The organism is Novipirellula aureliae (genome assembly GCF_007860185.1).
In the GTDB taxonomy this organism is placed as follows: domain Bacteria; phylum Planctomycetota; class Planctomycetia; order Pirellulales; family Pirellulaceae; genus Novipirellula_A; species Novipirellula_A aureliae.
In genome coordinates this window covers 532214-547413 of the sequence record NZ_SJPY01000004.1, presented here as the reverse complement: position 1 = coordinate 547413, position 15200 = coordinate 532214, and the positions used below count along the sequence as shown (strand labels likewise).

The 15200-nt window shown below is 53.3% G+C and carries 11 protein-coding genes and 1 riboswitch; of the genes, 6 read left to right on the top strand and 5 right to left on the bottom strand.

Going from position 1 to position 15200, the window contains the following annotated elements; translation table 11 throughout:
- Window positions 1-306: 306 nt before the first annotated feature.
- The gene (locus Q31b_RS14485; protein WP_146600376.1) at window positions 307-1203 is read right to left on the bottom strand and encodes an HDOD domain-containing protein; all 897 of its coding nucleotides are present in this window, start codon (window positions 1201-1203) and stop codon (window positions 307-309) included.
- A gap of 315 nt (window positions 1204-1518) precedes the next feature.
- Between Q31b_RS14485 and Q31b_RS14480 the strand changes: the two genes are divergently transcribed.
- Complete coding sequence (locus Q31b_RS14480) at window positions 1519-1983, top strand: hypothetical protein (protein ID WP_146600375.1); 465 nt, start codon at window positions 1519-1521, stop codon at window positions 1981-1983.
- Here the strand turns inward: Q31b_RS14480 and Q31b_RS14475 are convergent.
- Window positions 1977-2939 carry a cation diffusion facilitator family transporter gene (locus Q31b_RS14475; protein WP_146600374.1) on the bottom strand — a complete coding sequence of 321 codons (963 nt, stop codon included), beginning with the start codon at window positions 2937-2939 and terminating at the stop codon, window positions 1977-1979. The two genes, Q31b_RS14480 and Q31b_RS14475, sit on opposite strands and share 7 nt — an antisense overlap.
- Window positions 2940-3692: 753 nt before the next feature.
- On the opposite strand from Q31b_RS14475, the gene Q31b_RS14470 reads away from it, so the two are divergent.
- The 3 genes from Q31b_RS14470 to dnaB all read left to right on the top strand — a co-directional run bounded on the left by Q31b_RS14470 (window position 3693) and on the right by dnaB (window position 8439).
- On the top strand, window positions 3693-4769 hold the full coding sequence (locus Q31b_RS14470) for a GNAT family N-acetyltransferase (protein ID WP_146600373.1): 1077 nt from the start codon (window positions 3693-3695) through the stop codon (window positions 4767-4769).
- Between the two features lie 355 nt (window positions 4770-5124).
- On the top strand, window positions 5125-6858 hold the full coding sequence (locus Q31b_RS14465) for a DnaA/Hda family protein (protein ID WP_146600372.1): 1734 nt from the start codon (window positions 5125-5127) through the stop codon (window positions 6856-6858).
- Between the two features lie 138 nt (window positions 6859-6996).
- Window positions 6997-8439, top strand: a complete 1443-nt coding sequence (gene dnaB / locus Q31b_RS14460) for a replicative DNA helicase (protein ID WP_146600371.1) — start codon at window positions 6997-6999, stop codon at window positions 8437-8439.
- Between the two features lie 201 nt (window positions 8440-8640).
- Here dnaB and Q31b_RS14455 read toward each other — a convergent pair whose 3' ends face one another.
- Complete coding sequence (locus Q31b_RS14455; RefSeq protein ID WP_146600370.1) at window positions 8641-10065, bottom strand: class II fumarate hydratase; 1425 nt, start codon at window positions 10063-10065, stop codon at window positions 8641-8643.
- A gap of 82 nt (window positions 10066-10147) precedes the next feature.
- Window positions 10148-11425: an HD-GYP domain-containing protein gene (locus tag Q31b_RS14450; protein WP_146600369.1), complete on the bottom strand. Its 1278-nt coding sequence runs from the start codon at window positions 11423-11425 to the stop codon at window positions 10148-10150.
- 283 nt (window positions 11426-11708) lie between these two features.
- On the opposite strand from Q31b_RS14450, the gene Q31b_RS14445 reads away from it, so the two are divergent.
- Together Q31b_RS14445 and Q31b_RS14440 are read left to right on the top strand one after the other, a co-directional pair.
- Entirely contained in the window at window positions 11709-12770 is a 1062-nt protein-coding gene (locus tag Q31b_RS14445; protein WP_231617574.1) for an ABC transporter ATP-binding protein, read from the top strand.
- Between the two features lie 326 nt (window positions 12771-13096).
- Window positions 13097-13975, top strand: a complete 879-nt coding sequence (locus Q31b_RS14440) for a universal stress protein (protein ID WP_197171533.1) — start codon at window positions 13097-13099, stop codon at window positions 13973-13975.
- 63 nt (window positions 13976-14038) lie between these two features.
- On the opposite strand, the gene Q31b_RS14435 is transcribed toward Q31b_RS14440, so the two are convergent.
- A complete protein-coding gene (locus Q31b_RS14435) occupies window positions 14039-14557 on the bottom strand; it encodes a DUF6580 family putative transport protein (RefSeq protein WP_146600366.1) in 519 nt (172 codons plus the stop codon).
- A 130-nt stretch (window positions 14558-14687) separates the two neighbouring features.
- Window positions 14688-14974, bottom strand: a riboswitch (cobalamin riboswitch).
- Window positions 14975-15200 lie beyond the last annotated feature (226 nt).

The following is a 15200-nucleotide window of genomic DNA, read 5'->3' as shown; positions in this document are numbered from 1 at the left end:
CGCCCTGACCATGTTTCCTCTGCCGAGACAAGCTCGACGGAAGAATCTTTCATGTTCCATGTTTCAAAATTCCTTCCGTCCACGCCATTCGGGGCAAGCTCGGAGGAAGCAGAGCACGTTGCCCGTGAAATTCAGGCCGTTTACATAGGCACACTCCATTCCAGGCAAGCTCCATTTTAGGCACACTCCATTCCAGGCAAGCTCCATTCCAGGCAAGCTACGTCGTGGCATCAAGTGGGACAGAAACGGGTAGAAATGAAATGTGCTCAAAAGCGAAGCATTTGAGCCTTCCTCAGGGCGGTCCTATCAGTCTTCCAAATAGCCGAAGAGCGACCTAGCAGGAATGGGGAGTTTTAGCAGCGGTGCAAATTCGGCGGTTGATTCATCAACTTCATCGAATAGGCCTCCAAGCTCGGTATCGTTTGAATTGGAAAGCTGTTTGAAGCCGTTCACGAACTCCGCTTGCTCGCTCCAATTCTGATCGCAGCAGGAAGGTAGCAGCGAAGCGAGTGCGACACAGGCGCTGCCGTAGGCGGCTGGGCCTTGACCGAGCAGGTCTTCGATTTGCGTGTGCTGTTGAATCAGTTTCACAAACTCACTCGGCAAACTCCAACGACTTGCCAATAGGGCAGCGGCATCAGCGTGGTCCCAGCCGAACATTTCTTGTTCGAGTCCACTCAGGCGGCGACCTTCGAAGGCACGACGCTCAACAAGAATCTGATACTTCTCTGGTAACTCTTTGAGCAGCAGCGGAATGGCCATGTCTTGCAACAAGGCACCTGCAAACAAGTCTTCTGCGTTGTCGACTCTTAATCTTTTCCCCAACTTACGGGCAAAAATTGCTCGTCGCAGCGAATCTTGCCAAAGCGACTTCAAGTCGAAAGGCCCGAATTTTGGATTGGGAATCACACTAAACACGGCGTTCCAAAGAGCGAAATTGGTGATCGCTCGGCTGCCAACTAACGTCAACGATTGCTGCACACTCATGATTTCGCGGCTGAAACCGAAGTAGGACGAGTTGACGAACTTTAAGACTTGCCCCATCAATCCTGGGTCCGCTTCAATCGGTTTGGCAAATTCTGCAGGACCCACATCGTCACGCTGTGACAGTTGCAAAAGCGCGATCGCACTATGCGGCAGCGCGGGCAAGACGTCACTATGAAAGACGTTTTCTAGAGAGGTGGTATCGATTGTCGTTGTCATCAATCTAAATTGCGTAGGAGGAATACAGATAACGGACTAGTCAAAGTTAGGCCCAAAAGAAGTACGAAGCAAAAGAATCTACACCTCAGTAGGGGGCTTTTCATTGCAAGCTTGCCGATTGTAGCGGTAAGCCACATTGTCGCTTTGCTTCTTCATTGGTTGTTTTTTGGCAACAATAGCTCGTTTCGCTTTCCCAACACTCACGCGTCTCTCATTTTGCTATGCTTTTCGTAACGTGTTTACCGGAACAGACTTACTGGCGATGGGACCGCGTTCTCTGGGCTGCTGGATCGCTGTTTGCATCGTTGTCGGAGCATGACAAGAATATGGATCGACGCCGAAAACCTCAAACTGCTGAATCGAGCACTTTGGACCAACACCAAAGTCGTCGCCGCTTTCATGACGTTGATCTTTGCTGGCGGATTTCAAGGGAGCCGATCGGGCGACCACGGGGCAATCTCCGCCCCGCAAGCACAGATCGCAAGCTACTCTGAAGAGCAGGTTGAATCGATGCGGAGCGTACCACCTTCAGGATGGCGACGGACGAACCGCGGATGGGAGCACACATCGAACTGGACCATGCCGAACCATTTTGGTGCCAATCGATCGATCAGCGAACTAATCGCGACGCAGCAGGCCAGCGAACCGAAATGGCTGCAGCTGGTATTGAGCACCGTCCGCCGAATCCCACCGTTGATGATCGCAGCCATCCAAGTCACAGCGGTTGCAATTCTAATGCTCTCTCATCGCGGCCATCGCATCGATGCCCCGAGTCAATGAGTGACAATGGTTCTGGTCTCGAGGCAGCAGTGTGCCGCCGAGCCCTCCAATTCAAACTCAAGCGTCGAATGGTCAATGTCGTGTCGTTCAGCGAGCATCTTTTTAATACAACCCTTGATCGACTCTAACTCGATTGCTTGGTCCGCAGCGATGACGACATGCGCTTCAAGTGCAGCGTTTTGTTCGTCGAGTTGCCAGACGTGAACATGATGAATACCGTCAACGCCTTTGATCGCATTGACATTCTCGATCAGACCGTCCATGTCTAAATCAGACGGGGCGGCTTGCATCAGGGCGCGTATGGCCTGGGGCATCAACGTGTAGACTTGGTACAGGATGTAAGCCGCAATCAGCAACGTGATTGCTGGATCGACCCAAGTCCAATCCAACCAGATAACTGCACCTGCGGCGACCAAAACGGCAAGCGAACCGAAAGCATCGACGAGGTTGTGAACGAACGCAGCACGCACGTTCAGCGACCCACGACTCATCGCCCACAAGAGTATCGCCGTACCAAGGTCTATGACCAACGCCAATGCCGAAGTGGCAGCCATCAACCATCCGATGATTTCCTTTGGATCAACGAGGCGGTGGATCGCTTCGTATACAAGGTAGATCCCGATGGTCCCAAGCAACGTAAGGTTAATCAATGCGCCGATCATCTCTGCCTGGCGATAGCCAAAGGTGTAATCCGCGTTTGCTTTTCTTCGAGAGATGCGTCGGGCTGCGTAGGCGATCAGTAGCGCGTTGGCATCGCTAAAGTTATGAGCGGCATCGGAAAGCAATGCCGTACTGCCCGAGACAATACCCGCGATCACTTGAGCAACGGTCAAAATTTGATTCAGTACGACTGCCCATAAGAGCCTTGAATCGGGAATTGCTGCTACCTCGTCACTGCGGGTTAATCCGTGTGAATGACCGGCATGATCGTGATTCGTGTGATGACAATGATTCATTTTTCGTACCGTTCCTCTTCACCCGTAGCTTCACCCGTAGCTTCACCCGTAGCAAAACTCGCCGAGGGTTTGGGCCCATTCCTTGTCTCGTCGAATGTCTAGACGACCTCCGCTACGAACGCACTTCAGAAGCAATCTTCAAACGAGGCATCAAACCTATAAAAAGCGGTTCGTCCAAGTGGCCGTCGTTCTCCGCACATTGAAGCATGGGCCGACGGATTTTGGAAGAGCCGCAAAATCACGCTCGACGATTCTTCCGCATCCTTGGTACGGGAGCATGTTCGTCGGCAAAGATGACGACGCCGGCATCGCTACTGTGCTAATTGATCCAATCAACCGCGCAGCCAAAATCGGTGAGGCCACGATCGGTGATTTCGAAACGGACGCGCTTGCTTTCTATTCGGGTGCTAGAGGCGAACCAACTTCTTCAAAATTGCCACATGGGCTGACGAGAAGAGGCAAGTGCTGCGTCCCGATCAAAAATTGGGGTTGGTCGTAGTGGACGAGGTTACGAGTCCCATACTGCACAGCGGTCCAAAAGGACTCGTTACCTCGTCCACTACTCTAAAAACTCTAAAACGAGACCTTGACACACCCCTTAGGTCCAATCGGGAAAGGAAGTAGGCAGACGCGTAAACGACGGTAGCGAACGTTGACGGGTATTCCGACGGGGGCTAAAACCTGCGGGCGCTCGTGTGTACATCCACCCTCGTATTTTAGCGGGCCAGCCTTACCTATAAGCAAAGCAAGTTCATGTCAACGATCCAAACACGCCGGATGACGCTCGACTCGTTGCCCGGGTTATTGCCGAAACTTTTGCAAAATATCTCGATTGCTCGAGGCCAGATCGTTGTCGACCAATTGCGACACTGGATTGATGATGGAAACGCGGAGGGGATTCTGATCATCCTGGCAAGTTACCGCGATCAAGATGAGTCGGAGGAACGCGACATCGCGGCCGCGGTTGTCATTGCTCCCGCGATCCCCCAAGCGGTTAAGGGCGCCGCACCTGCCAACGACGCGGCTACGCTTTTGCACGCCGCGTGGTTGGTCGAGCGAGATCGGCTGCCCGACTCCGTGCGACGCGATACCGCCATCGCGATTCAGACGCGGCTCGATTTAACGCTCGCCAAACGCGGCATCCGTTTTTTGCAGTGGGCAAGTGATGTGGACGACTTGTCGGAGGCAGCCGAGCAGACCGAAAGCTGGCGAGACGCGCTGGGATTCGAATGGGCGGCCGACCTCGATTACCTGACGGTCGATTTCGATACCATTTCGCCGCCGCCGACCTCCGCGAGTTCGCCGAATACAAAATTGGCATTTCAGCAAACCGAATGGGACGGTGGTTTGCTGGTGAACGAAGATCACTTTGCGTCACTCGTCGAGCGAACCTACGTGGATACGCTCGATTGCCCGATCCTTCTCCACTACCGATCGGCCAAACAAACATTGTTGGGCTACCAGCAATCGGCGGCGTTCGCGCCCGAAGCCTGGTTCCGGCTGTATCCCGCGAAGGATCACGCGAAAAAAGACCCCGTGGGGGTGCTGATACTGGCCCTGCATCCTGCGGAGCAAGCAGGTGTCAACGTTGCTGAACTGGTTTACATGGGTATCGTCCCCGAGGCCCGCGGTGGTAGCTTGGGTAGGTTGCTGATGAACGGGGTGATTGAAACGGCTAAGCAGCTGGGGGCAAGACGGCTGATTTTGGCCGTTGATAGCCAAAACGTCTACGCCCGGCGAGTCTACGATGCGTTCGGGATGAGGTGCATGTTAAAGGAAACCGTCGCGGTGAAAAAGCTCGAGGTTGCCGACATGTTGGGCGCCCCCTAGAAAAGCAAGAAACGGTCCACTGCGTCGCCGCAAGTAGTTGTCTTGTAGACACTTGCGTTCCTATTTCCGTGATGAAGATTTGATGGGCGTTTTGTTACCAACATGTTATCCACCAACCTACCGATTTGAGTTTCTGCGACGATTGGTCTCGGCAAGAAAGGATTAAGATGCCGTATCGTGGTCTTTTTTGGGTTGTGACGCTCCCTTTTGAAGCCCCCAAAGAAAAGTTTAGAGAGAAGGCCCAAATGCGTTTGACTTGTTTGCTAGCAACCATAGAATCTGGCCTCTCGCTCGACACAAAAGCGTCGCGACGACGCTTTCCACTTGTCGCTAAGATTTTGCTCGCGAAATATCCATGAAGGAGGATTGCGCAACCGATATGTCTGCATCGCAAGGCTGCATCGAGGACAAGGCTGTCATCGAAAAATTCAAGGATGCTTTGAAAGAACGTATCGGTGCAGACCGATTTCGCTTGTGGTTTCATCATGGCGTTTCGATCTTGGTCGAGGGCGACACGGTGGAGGGCGACACGGTGGAGGCCTCGGTCGGTGGAGAACCTGCGAATCCATTCGATACGCCGTCGGGGCGAATCGTGATTTTGGTCAGCGGTCAATTCGCTCTCGACCGAATGCGGCAAAACTTTATGCAGCCGATCCGAGCGGCTGCGGCCCAGGTCTACGGATCGACGCACCGGGTTGCTTTGGAGCTGGAACGAAAAGACGCGGTCCAGCCGAATTTGCCGCTTGGCGATGATTCGATCGATCGAGTCGACGCGATCGATTCGGATGAGTCGATCGTGGCCGACAAGGCGACGTTGACGAGCCGCAAAGTTAGGCCTGGAAAACCAGCTGCGAACCGTTCACGTCAATCCGCAAAGTCGCTCTCCTCGCTCTTGTCAGCCGGTGCGGGAACCACCCGCAAACCGAAGTCACGACGGTCGGTTTCACTCGTTGATCAACCGAGGCTGCCGAATTTCGAAACGGCCAATACCGACACCGAAGCGACATCTGGCCAAGCATCATCAAATCCATTGTCGCCTGCTGCGGCGGCCCGAGCGATGATGACGCTAAGGACATTTGTCAGCGGTTCGTGCAATCAACTCGCACATACGGCTGTGATGATGGCATGTCAGAACCCGTCAGCCGCGACTCCCTTGTTTTTGTATGGTCCATCGGGGATTGGAAAGACGCATTTGGCTAACGCGATCGCCGATCAATTTCGGCGTGTCCATCGAATGCGGCGAGTGATGCAAATCTCGGGTGAAAAGTTTACCAATGATTTTTGCAAGTCGGTTGGTAGTTCTGGTTTGCCCGCATTTCGCAAACGATACCGTGATGTGGATGCGTTGATCATTGATGATGTTCAATTCTTGAGTTCGAAGAGTGCGACGCTTCGCGAGATGCTTTATACCGTAGAAGCTTTGATCGAAACGGGCCGGCCGATCATCTTTACGGCCAATCAAGCCCCTTCTGAGATCGACGGGTTGTCGCGAGAATTGATAGGGCGGATGGCGAGCGGCTTGGTGTGTCCCATGCATGCTCTCGACACTGCAACCCGATTGTCGGTTCTTCGCGGGTTGATCGAACAGCGATGTGATGCCGAGTGGCCTGAATCGACGATAAACCAAATCAACGCTCAATTGGCTGGCGATGGACGCCTGCTCAGCGGCGTTGTCAATTTGGTGGCAACACTGCAAAAAATGCTCGAGCGGATGCCGACGATGGAGGAGATTCGGCAATTTGGTGGCGACTTGCTAAGAACGGCTCAGCCAACGGTATCGCTGGCTTCGATTGAGCGAGTGGTTTGTGAAGCGTTCCAATTGCCAGTCGAAGATCTGCGCGGCTCGTCGCAGGCCAGGGCGGTTTGCGAACCCAGAATGCTGGCAATGTATCTATCGCGACAATTGACCTCATCGGCCTACGCACAAATTGCTGGTCATTTCGGGGGCCGATCGCATTCAACCGCGATCGCGGCAGAGCGAAATGTCAAGAAATGGCTAGACAACGGAAAATCAATCGGGCGAGGCAACAACGCTGTTTCCGCCCGCGAGGCGATTGACCGCATTGAGACTTTGTTGAGAACCGGGTAGTCTGTGGCCTAGGCTGCCAGCCGGTGGCCTAGGCTTCTAGCCTGGGGAGTTTCTAGCCTGGGGAGGATCGTGTTCCCAGGCTGGAAGCCTAGGCTACGTTTTTTTTTCTTCTCCTCTTCTTCGCCACGGATCGGATCGATGATATCAGACGACGGCCCCTACCAAAACAAGAAAAAGAAACGCGCAGTTAGTGCTAGCGAGATATTGCAGCGACAACCGCCGTTTGATCTCGAAGCGGAAATGGGCATTTTGGGCAGCATCTTGTTGATGCCCATCGTGTGCGACGACATCGCCTCATTAAAAACGGACGATTTCTACGACGAGGCAAACCGAACGATCTATGAGCATCTCCGCGAGATGCACGACCAGGGTGAGAAGATCGATATCACGCTGCTCGTTTCCCGGTTGAGGACGAAAGGGGATTTTGAGAAAGTCGGTGGTGCAGGCTATTTGGCAAGGTTGTCGGGTGCCGTTCCCAATGCAGCTCACGCGGTTTATTACGCCAGCATTGTCACGGAAAAGGCGGTCTACCGCAAACTGATCGAATCGAGCACCGAGATACTTCGCGATGCCTATGATCAATCGAGTGACGCTCGAGAGCTTTGTGCTCAGGCGGAGCAAAAAGTATTTGCGATAATGGATGGTCGCAGCGGCAATTCCGTAAGCAGTCTCAACGACGTTTTGCACCAGGCGATGGATCGCATGGAAGCTCGCATGAGTGGCGAGCATGTCGATGGCGGCTGTGAAACAGGTTTCACCGATTTTGATGCGATGACTGGCGGGCTACACAATGGTGAACTGATCATCTTGGCCGCGCGTCCGTCGATGGGAAAAACGGCTTTGGCGATGAATGTTGCGGAAGTCGCTGCGATTGAACAACGGACTCCGGTACTCTTCGTTTCACTTGAAATGTCAGGCATCGAGTTGGCGGACCGGATGCTATGCTCGTTGGCCCGCGTCAATGGTCACAAGCTTCGCAACGGATCGATTTCGTCGGACGATCGAGAACGATTGATCGGCAAAGCAAATGAAATTAGCGAAGCGCCGCTGTTTGTCGATGATTCGCCAAGTCGAACGGTGAGCGAGATTGCAGCGGGGGCACGCCGGATAAAACGCCGCGAAGGGGCGCTCGGGTTGATTGTAATCGATTATTTACAATTGATTGAACCCGATAATTCGCGTGACCCTCGGCAAGAACAAGTTGCCAAGATCGCAAGACGCTTGAAAGGAATGGCGCGAGAGTTAGAGGTTCCATTGCTGTGCTTGTCTCAGTTAAATCGGCAAGCCGAAGATAGCAAGGATCACCGTCCACGGCTAAGTCATTTGCGGGAATCCGGAGCGATCGAGCAGGATGCCGATGTGGTTATGTTTGTGCACCGCGAAGAATACTACCATCGCGGTGAGGAGAAAGCACAGTATGCCGGTCAAGCTGAGATCATTATTGCGAAACAACGTAACGGGCCCATCGGGGATGTCCCGCTCACTTGGGAGGGTGACTTCACGAAGTTTAGCGACCGGGCACCCGATCGGCACAGTGAGTTTGATGACTATGCTGAATTCAACAGCCCAGCTGGCTTCTAGAGGGCGGGCGCGTTGAGGTTTCGTGCTTTGTCCAGATTAAACAACAGGGGGCGGTACAACGTGACGATAGCTTCCAACCCCAGTTCTGCGGCTTGGAAGCCACTGCCACAAAAAAGCATCCTAAAGTTGTCTTTTGGCGAAGCACTCGCCTTTGAGCGATTCCCTGAGCCATCTTGATTGGCTAAGGACAACACTCGAACGTTACTCTTGGGGCTCGGTCATCTTCCATGGATCGAGTGCTTCTCGCAGCGTATCCTCAGGAAGAATTCCGTTGGCACGGCACAACTCACGTATGGTTTGCCCTGTGTTGAAGGCTTCTTTCGCTAGCTTGGCGGCTTGTTCGTAGCCGATTAGCGGGTTCAAACTGGTGCACATCGACAAGCTTTTCTCGACGCTTGCTTCACATTGAGCCTCGTTGGCTTCCATCTCATCGAGACAGAACTCGACGAACGAATCCGTGCCACTTGAAAGCAGGTGAATCGATTCCAGAATGGTATGGCACATCATCGGCATCATGATGTTTAGCTGGAAATTGCTGCCCGCTGCGCCGCAAATTGTCATCGCGGTATCGTTTCCCATCACGCGCGCCGAGAGCTGCATCATCGACTCGCACATGACAGGATTGACTTTGCCAGGCATAATTGAGCTTCCTGGCTGCCGACTCGGCAGTTGAATTTCATAAAATCCGCACCGTGGACCGCTGCCAAGCCAGCGGATGTTATTGGAAACGTTGAACAGAGTTTGCGCGATACACTTGAGTTCGCCGTGGGATTGAACCAGTGCATCACGTGCCGCATTGGCTTCGAAATGATTGATCGCTTCGATGAAGGGAATCCCGGTTTTCTTGGCCAGCTCCATCGCAACCCGGTGCCCAAATTGTGGATGCGTGTTGATACCGCTGCCGACAGCCGTCCCGCCAACGGGAAGTTCGAGGACGGCATCGCGAGCCGTTTCCGCTCGTGAAATGGAAAGCTGCATCTGGCGGGCGAATCCGCTAAACTCCTGACCAAGCCTGAGCGGGGTTGCGTCCATCAAATGAGTACGACCAATTTTCATCACCTTGTCCCACTTAGCCGCTTTCTCAGCCAACGCGGTATGGATACCCCGCAAAGCGGGCAACAGTGAATTTTCGATTTCTAAAGCGGTGGCGACATGGATTGCCGTAGGAAAGGTATCGTTCGTACTTTGCCCCATGTTGACATGATCGTTTGGATGGACAAGCTTCTCCGTATCGGACCGATTGCCGCCTGCCAATTCAGTCGCTCGGTTGGCGATCACCTCATTGACGTTCATGTTGCTGCTGGTGCCCGATCCCGTTTGAAACACGTCGACGGGAAATTGATCGCCAAGTTTCCCCGCGGCAATCTCTTCACATGCCAATAACATCGCTTCCACCTGGGGATCGTCGAGAGGATTCTTGCCGCTCGAGGTTAACTTGCCCAGATCGCGGTTGGCAACACCACAAGCATATTTCACTAATCCCATCGCCGAAATCATTGCCGGAGGTAACCTCCACCCACTGATCGGAAAATTATCGACCGCGCGTTGGGTTTGGGCTCCGTAATAGGCATCGGCGGGCACTTGGACTTCGCCCATGGAATCGCGTTCGCTTCGAAATTGGCTCATCGTTATTGGCTTGATAGGATTTGAGGTTTTTTTGATGCCTCTTACAAGAACCTATCGGGCGGTTTCATGCAAGAACCACGGATCAAATCAATAAGGTTTGTTCTGCCAAATTCCACTCAATCGTCTGCATACGAGAGACCGGAATACGCATCTCTTCGACACGAGTCGATGGCAACGGCCGTACGATCGGGTTGGACTCGGTGACCGCAATCCGTTCACCCTGCGAATCAACCACAATGGGGGTGGCATAGCCGGCGGGGCTGCGGCGAATAACCGTTGCTTGTTCGCCATTTTTTAATTCGACATTGCTGCCGAGCGGGAACATCGTTTCCACTTTCAAAAATGCATGGACCGCTTGCGGATCAAAGATACCCCGAGCGGCGTGATGCAGAATCACCCCCAAAGCATCGTGTGGCAAAATAGCACATCGGTTCGTCGATGCTGACGTCAATTGCAAGTAGGCATCGGCCACATTCAGTATTCGAGCGTAAAGATGGATTCGTGGACCGCGGAGTGCTCTCGGAAATCCTGATCCGTCATATTGCTCGTGAACTTGTTGGATAGCGATTTGTACCGCGGAGGAGATGTCTCTTAAATTGGCAAGGCAGTCGTTTACCATCAGCGGATGCTTGCTATATTCCCACCGTTCTTCATCGGATAAGGAACTCGTTTGATCCGAAAACCTTTTGGGCATCAACATCAAACCGACATCATGAAGTAGTCCCGCCAACCCCACGTCCAATGTTGCTGGACCATCAAGTCCCATTTCAATTGCAATCGACATTCCCAGCACTGACAAGCAAACCGCTCGCTGCCTGAGATCGTTATTGCCGTGCGATAGCACACCCATCACTCCAACGGTTTGATCATGGTCATCAACCATCGAGCGAGCATAAGCGTCCGAGATCGTTGCAAATCCCGAGATCGAATGAACCTGATGATCGAGAATGATCTGTTCAAGCTGGTCGAATCGTTTCTTTGCAGCAGCCACGCCCTTGTGAAGCGTTTCGATTCGTTTGTCGCTGAGCGGTTCATCGATTCGATCAACCAACAGATCTTTCACGGCAACGTTGGGCACCCAAACACTGGAAAAACAGGGTTCGTTCGATTCGCCCTTGGAGGATCGACCCTTGGTCGTGGCGGTCTTGGGATGACCGTTACCGGTCAATCGATCCAAATCGCTGGGGTCTATTTCGATCGAATGGACCCCCCGGTCACGAAGTCCGTCAATCACGCGCGTCGTGATACGGGTGTTGCTGCCAAGCAACAGGATGCCTGAAGCATCCTCGATCGGGTGACTACAAACCGTACCGGGCCGCAGTCGATCGACCGAAACGGAAATGGAGCCTGGACGCGACATGGGCTGAAAAAAGCCTTAGGATATTGGACGTAGAGATCGATCAATGGAATCGTAGGTCGCGTTTTCTATCGCTGCAAAGCATCTCTCGCCAAAAACTCCGTTTTAATCCGTGATTGACCGCATGCCCAGCGGGCTCCGCCTTTTGCAACGCATCGACGCGGTCTGTTTGGGCTACGGTTAAACAGAAAAACCGACAAAACTCCTCAATTGCTGCCCTTTTATGCCGAAGCTTTGCCTTGCCGATCTCCAAAAGTCATTTCGTGGCAAACCGATACTCCGCCAGTTGAACCTTCAGACCGTTGATTGTGAGTACTTGGTGCTGCTTGGACAAAGTGGCTGTGGTAAATCGACGACGCTGCGGTTGATCGCGGGATTGGAAACGCCTGATCGAGGCAAAATCTGGATCGACGGCAAGAACGTTACCAAACAAATCGCCCGTCATCGAGACGTTTCGATGGTTTTTCAAAATGATGGTCTGTATCCGCACATGACGGTCAAGAGAAACCTCTGTTTTGCGAATCGCCAAACACTCGATCGCCGCACACTCGATCGCCGAATCGAAGAAACCGCGAAGCGGCTTGGGATCGTGCACCTACTTGAGAGGCGGGTTGATCGGCTTAGCGGCGGCGAATTGAGGCGAGTTGCCGTCGCGAAATCGGTCGTCCGCCAAGCAAGCGTTCGGTTGCTCGATGAACCCTTATCAGCCATCGATGTTTCGTCTCGCCACACGCTACAACATGTTTTAAGACGGTGGCATGAAGAGAGCCCAGGATTGACGATTCATGTAACCCATGACGGTCAGGAAGCGATGCGGATGGCAGACCGAATCGCGATTATGGATCGAGGTCAAATCACCCAGATCGATACGCCTGAGAATATCTACAACCATCCAAATTCGATCGCCGCCGCACGCTCGGTTGGTGTTCCTCCCATCAATTTGGTTAAAGGCCGGCTGGAGCAAGATCACCTCTGCCTGCAATTGGGCGCAGATTGCAATCGGATTGTTCCGCACTCGCAAAAACAACCCCCTACGGAATCACGCAGCGTTATGATCGGTATTCGTCCCGAATCGATCACGGTTGGAGTTCTGCCAAAATCAAGCGTACCGGCATCAACCGGGGAAGCATCGGGCGAAATCGTGCTTTGCGGGAAATGTACTTGGGTCAAACATTATCAAGGCCAGCGCCATGCGCAAGTCCAAGTCGGAAGCGTTTTCCTGGAGACGCTAAGTACCGGTGAAGCTCGATTCAACGTTGGCGACGAGGTACAGCTAAGCATCGATGTGGTCTCGTTTCATCTATTCGACGCCGTGGAAGAGGTTTTGGAAGTAGAGGCCTATAAATAGAGGCCTAGGGGTGCCCAGCGATTGGCATTGCGCCTAGCCCGGATTATTCGCAGCGTGTTTCTCCAAGGGCTCACACAAACTCTTGGGCTCGAACGAGCTACTCAAATGACGACGCATCACAAGAATCATCCGGGCTAGCGGTAGTGGGTCTTGACGCAATGGCGTTCAAAAGCAGTCACAGTTGTGACAAATTGGACCACCACTGCGCACACCCGCACGGGCTAAGTGGGTTTACACAGATCGATTACCGCGTTTCGACCTTTGGCATCTCGCTTGCAATGGAGAGGGGCATGGTTCTTGCTTCAGCACATGAACGGGAGACGATCATGCAAAGAGTACTACTGGCCACCGATGGTTCCAAAGCTTCCGAGCGGGCAGCCAGTTTGCTGGCCCATTTGCCCCATGGACAACCACTTAGCTTAAACGTCGTCACCGTCACGGAGGGGGCGGTTGTTTATGGTGGTTTCTCGGCAGGTGTTCTGTCGGAACAGGCGTATGCGCTCGAGAAAGCGGACGCGGAAAAGGACTACCAAAAAGTGGCGGAGATGTTTGATGGAGCGAATGCAACGGTCAAGCACATCATGAAGGAGGGAAGAGTCGGCCCAGCGATCATTGAAGCCGCGAACCAGTGCGGTGCGGACTTGATCGTTGTCGGTGCGACGGGCGTGTCACAGATAAGCCGTGTTTTACTGGGAAGCGTCAGTGATGAGGTCGCCACACACGCTCGATGCAGTGTGTTGGTTGTCAGGGAAACCGGGCTTGACCATGCCGAGAGACCGATTCGGATTTGTTTGGCATACGACGGAGGCGATGCGGCACAGGCAGCACTGGAGGAGATCGCCGATATCCCCTGGAAAACGGGTAGCGATTTCCATGTCCTAACGATCGCCCCCCATTTGGACAACTTTTTCGGAGAGCTACGGCCTGACAGCGATACAGCGGTTCGCTGTCAGCAAAACCTAAAACGGGCTACCGATCAGTTGATCGACATCGCTCCAACGGTGACGCCTCACTCATTCGCGAGCGAACACGAGGGAGAAGCGATCGTCAAGTTCGCCGAAGAGAATGGCATCGATTTGCTTGTGATTGGCGAAACACCACGCAACACCCTGAGTCGGTTCCTCTTGGGCAGTACAACTCGCTACGTATTGAGGCACGCCCCTTGTAGCGTTTGGATCACTCGCAATCGCATGAAAAACGAGTAGGCATTCTCATCGTCGAGCAACGAGAGCCGCGCAGGGCTCTCGCATAGACTCAACGGAAAGACATTAACAGCCCAAGCTTAGGCTCGGTGCGAAACGACTCGGCGATAACTTTTCAGCCATTGCCATTGCTCCAAATAGCACTCCGCTGAAGACCAAGTCGCCTGCGAGCGTGAACCCGAAGAACGGGATCGCCGCAGCGAAGCATGCCGTCAAACCAACTGCCGAGTGGTCATACATGCTCCACCAGCAGGCGAGGTTGGTGATGACAAAGAATGCGACCGAGCCCAACAACGATGCACCGATCACGCGGGTCGACGACGAACCGGCGCGGCGACCGAGCCAAACGTAAACCATCATGGCGCCGTAAACAACCGGAGCCCAGCCGTGGAATCCAATCACCAGATCGCTCAGTAGCATTGCCAACAATGGTAATCCATAGGCCCAGCGTCGTCCCGTTAGCGATGCACCGCCAAACAAGGCCACAGCACCGAGTGCGGTGAAATTGGGTGGATGGGGTAGCAAACGAGAGGCGACGGCGACAAGGACCAGCGATCCGATGAGTAGGGTTCGTTTGTCAAACATTGTTGGGTTCCATTTTTCAAGTAAAGGTGACAGCGAATGGGCACAGGACGCTTTCTGAGTCGAACAAAGCAAATTTACTTCGTCATGAAAGCAGAAAGACTTGCAACGATCGCCTCAATCCAAGAAGGCAAAAATCGTCTCGCGCGAGGTAGGTCTTCTGACTCGCTGCCTCAATCGGTTACCCATCAACCTTCTCATTCGCAGTGCCTAAAAAACAATGGCAGCGAACAATGGCACTTCAATAGAAGGAGTAATCGATCGCAACTCCGCTAAGAAAAATCTTCTATCGAAGGTTTTTCGTCGAAGGGTTGCTCAGCAGCACACAGCGGCTGGACCGTCCCGGAATTGCACCGGAGTTCCCTGTTCATTCGGTGCCGACAGAAGCCGGACCGAATCACCTCGGACACATCTGAAGTCTTAACGCCCCAGACCAATGCTGTCAAGCGTGGATTGTCATTTGTTAAGGGGCGGGTGCATGACCGGGTTTGTGGGGAAGATTGGCCTGGGCTCAAATTGACATGGGATTTACAATAGGAGACGTGCAGCCCGGAAGGCTGGGAGTTTTAGAGAACACATTTTAGGTAAATTGCCATGGAATCGGCCTCCAACAGTCCCTCGGCGGACGAAATTGCTAGCCTCGTTG

Bases quoted from the DNA above. Each gene is read 5' to 3' on its own strand.
- Q31b_RS14485 (WP_146600376.1), bottom strand. From the start codon at position 1,203: ATGACAACGACAATCGATACCACCTCTCTAGAAAACGTCTTTCATAGT.
- Q31b_RS14470 (WP_146600373.1), top strand. From the start codon at position 3,693: ATGTCAACGATCCAAACACGCCGGATGACGCTCGACTCGTTGCCCGGG.
- Q31b_RS14450 (WP_146600369.1), bottom strand. From the start codon at position 11,425: ATGTCGCGTCCAGGCTCCATTTCCGTTTCGGTCGATCGACTGCGGCCC.
- Q31b_RS14440 (WP_197171533.1), top strand. From the start codon at position 13,097: ATGCAAAGAGTACTACTGGCCACCGATGGTTCCAAAGCTTCCGAGCGG.
- Q31b_RS14455 (WP_146600370.1), bottom strand. From the start codon at position 10,065: ATGAGCCAATTTCGAAGCGAACGCGATTCCATGGGCGAAGTCCAAGTG.
- dnaB (WP_146600371.1), top strand. From the start codon at position 6,997: ATGATATCAGACGACGGCCCCTACCAAAACAAGAAAAAGAAACGCGCA.
- Q31b_RS14475 (WP_146600374.1), bottom strand. From the start codon at position 2,939: ATGAATCATTGTCATCACACGAATCACGATCATGCCGGTCATTCACAC.
- Q31b_RS14465 (WP_146600372.1), top strand. From the start codon at position 5,125: ATGAAGGAGGATTGCGCAACCGATATGTCTGCATCGCAAGGCTGCATC.
- Q31b_RS14435 (WP_146600366.1), bottom strand. From the start codon at position 14,557: ATGTTTGACAAACGAACCCTACTCATCGGATCGCTGGTCCTTGTCGCC.
- Q31b_RS14480 (WP_146600375.1), top strand. From the start codon at position 1,519: ATGACAAGAATATGGATCGACGCCGAAAACCTCAAACTGCTGAATCGA.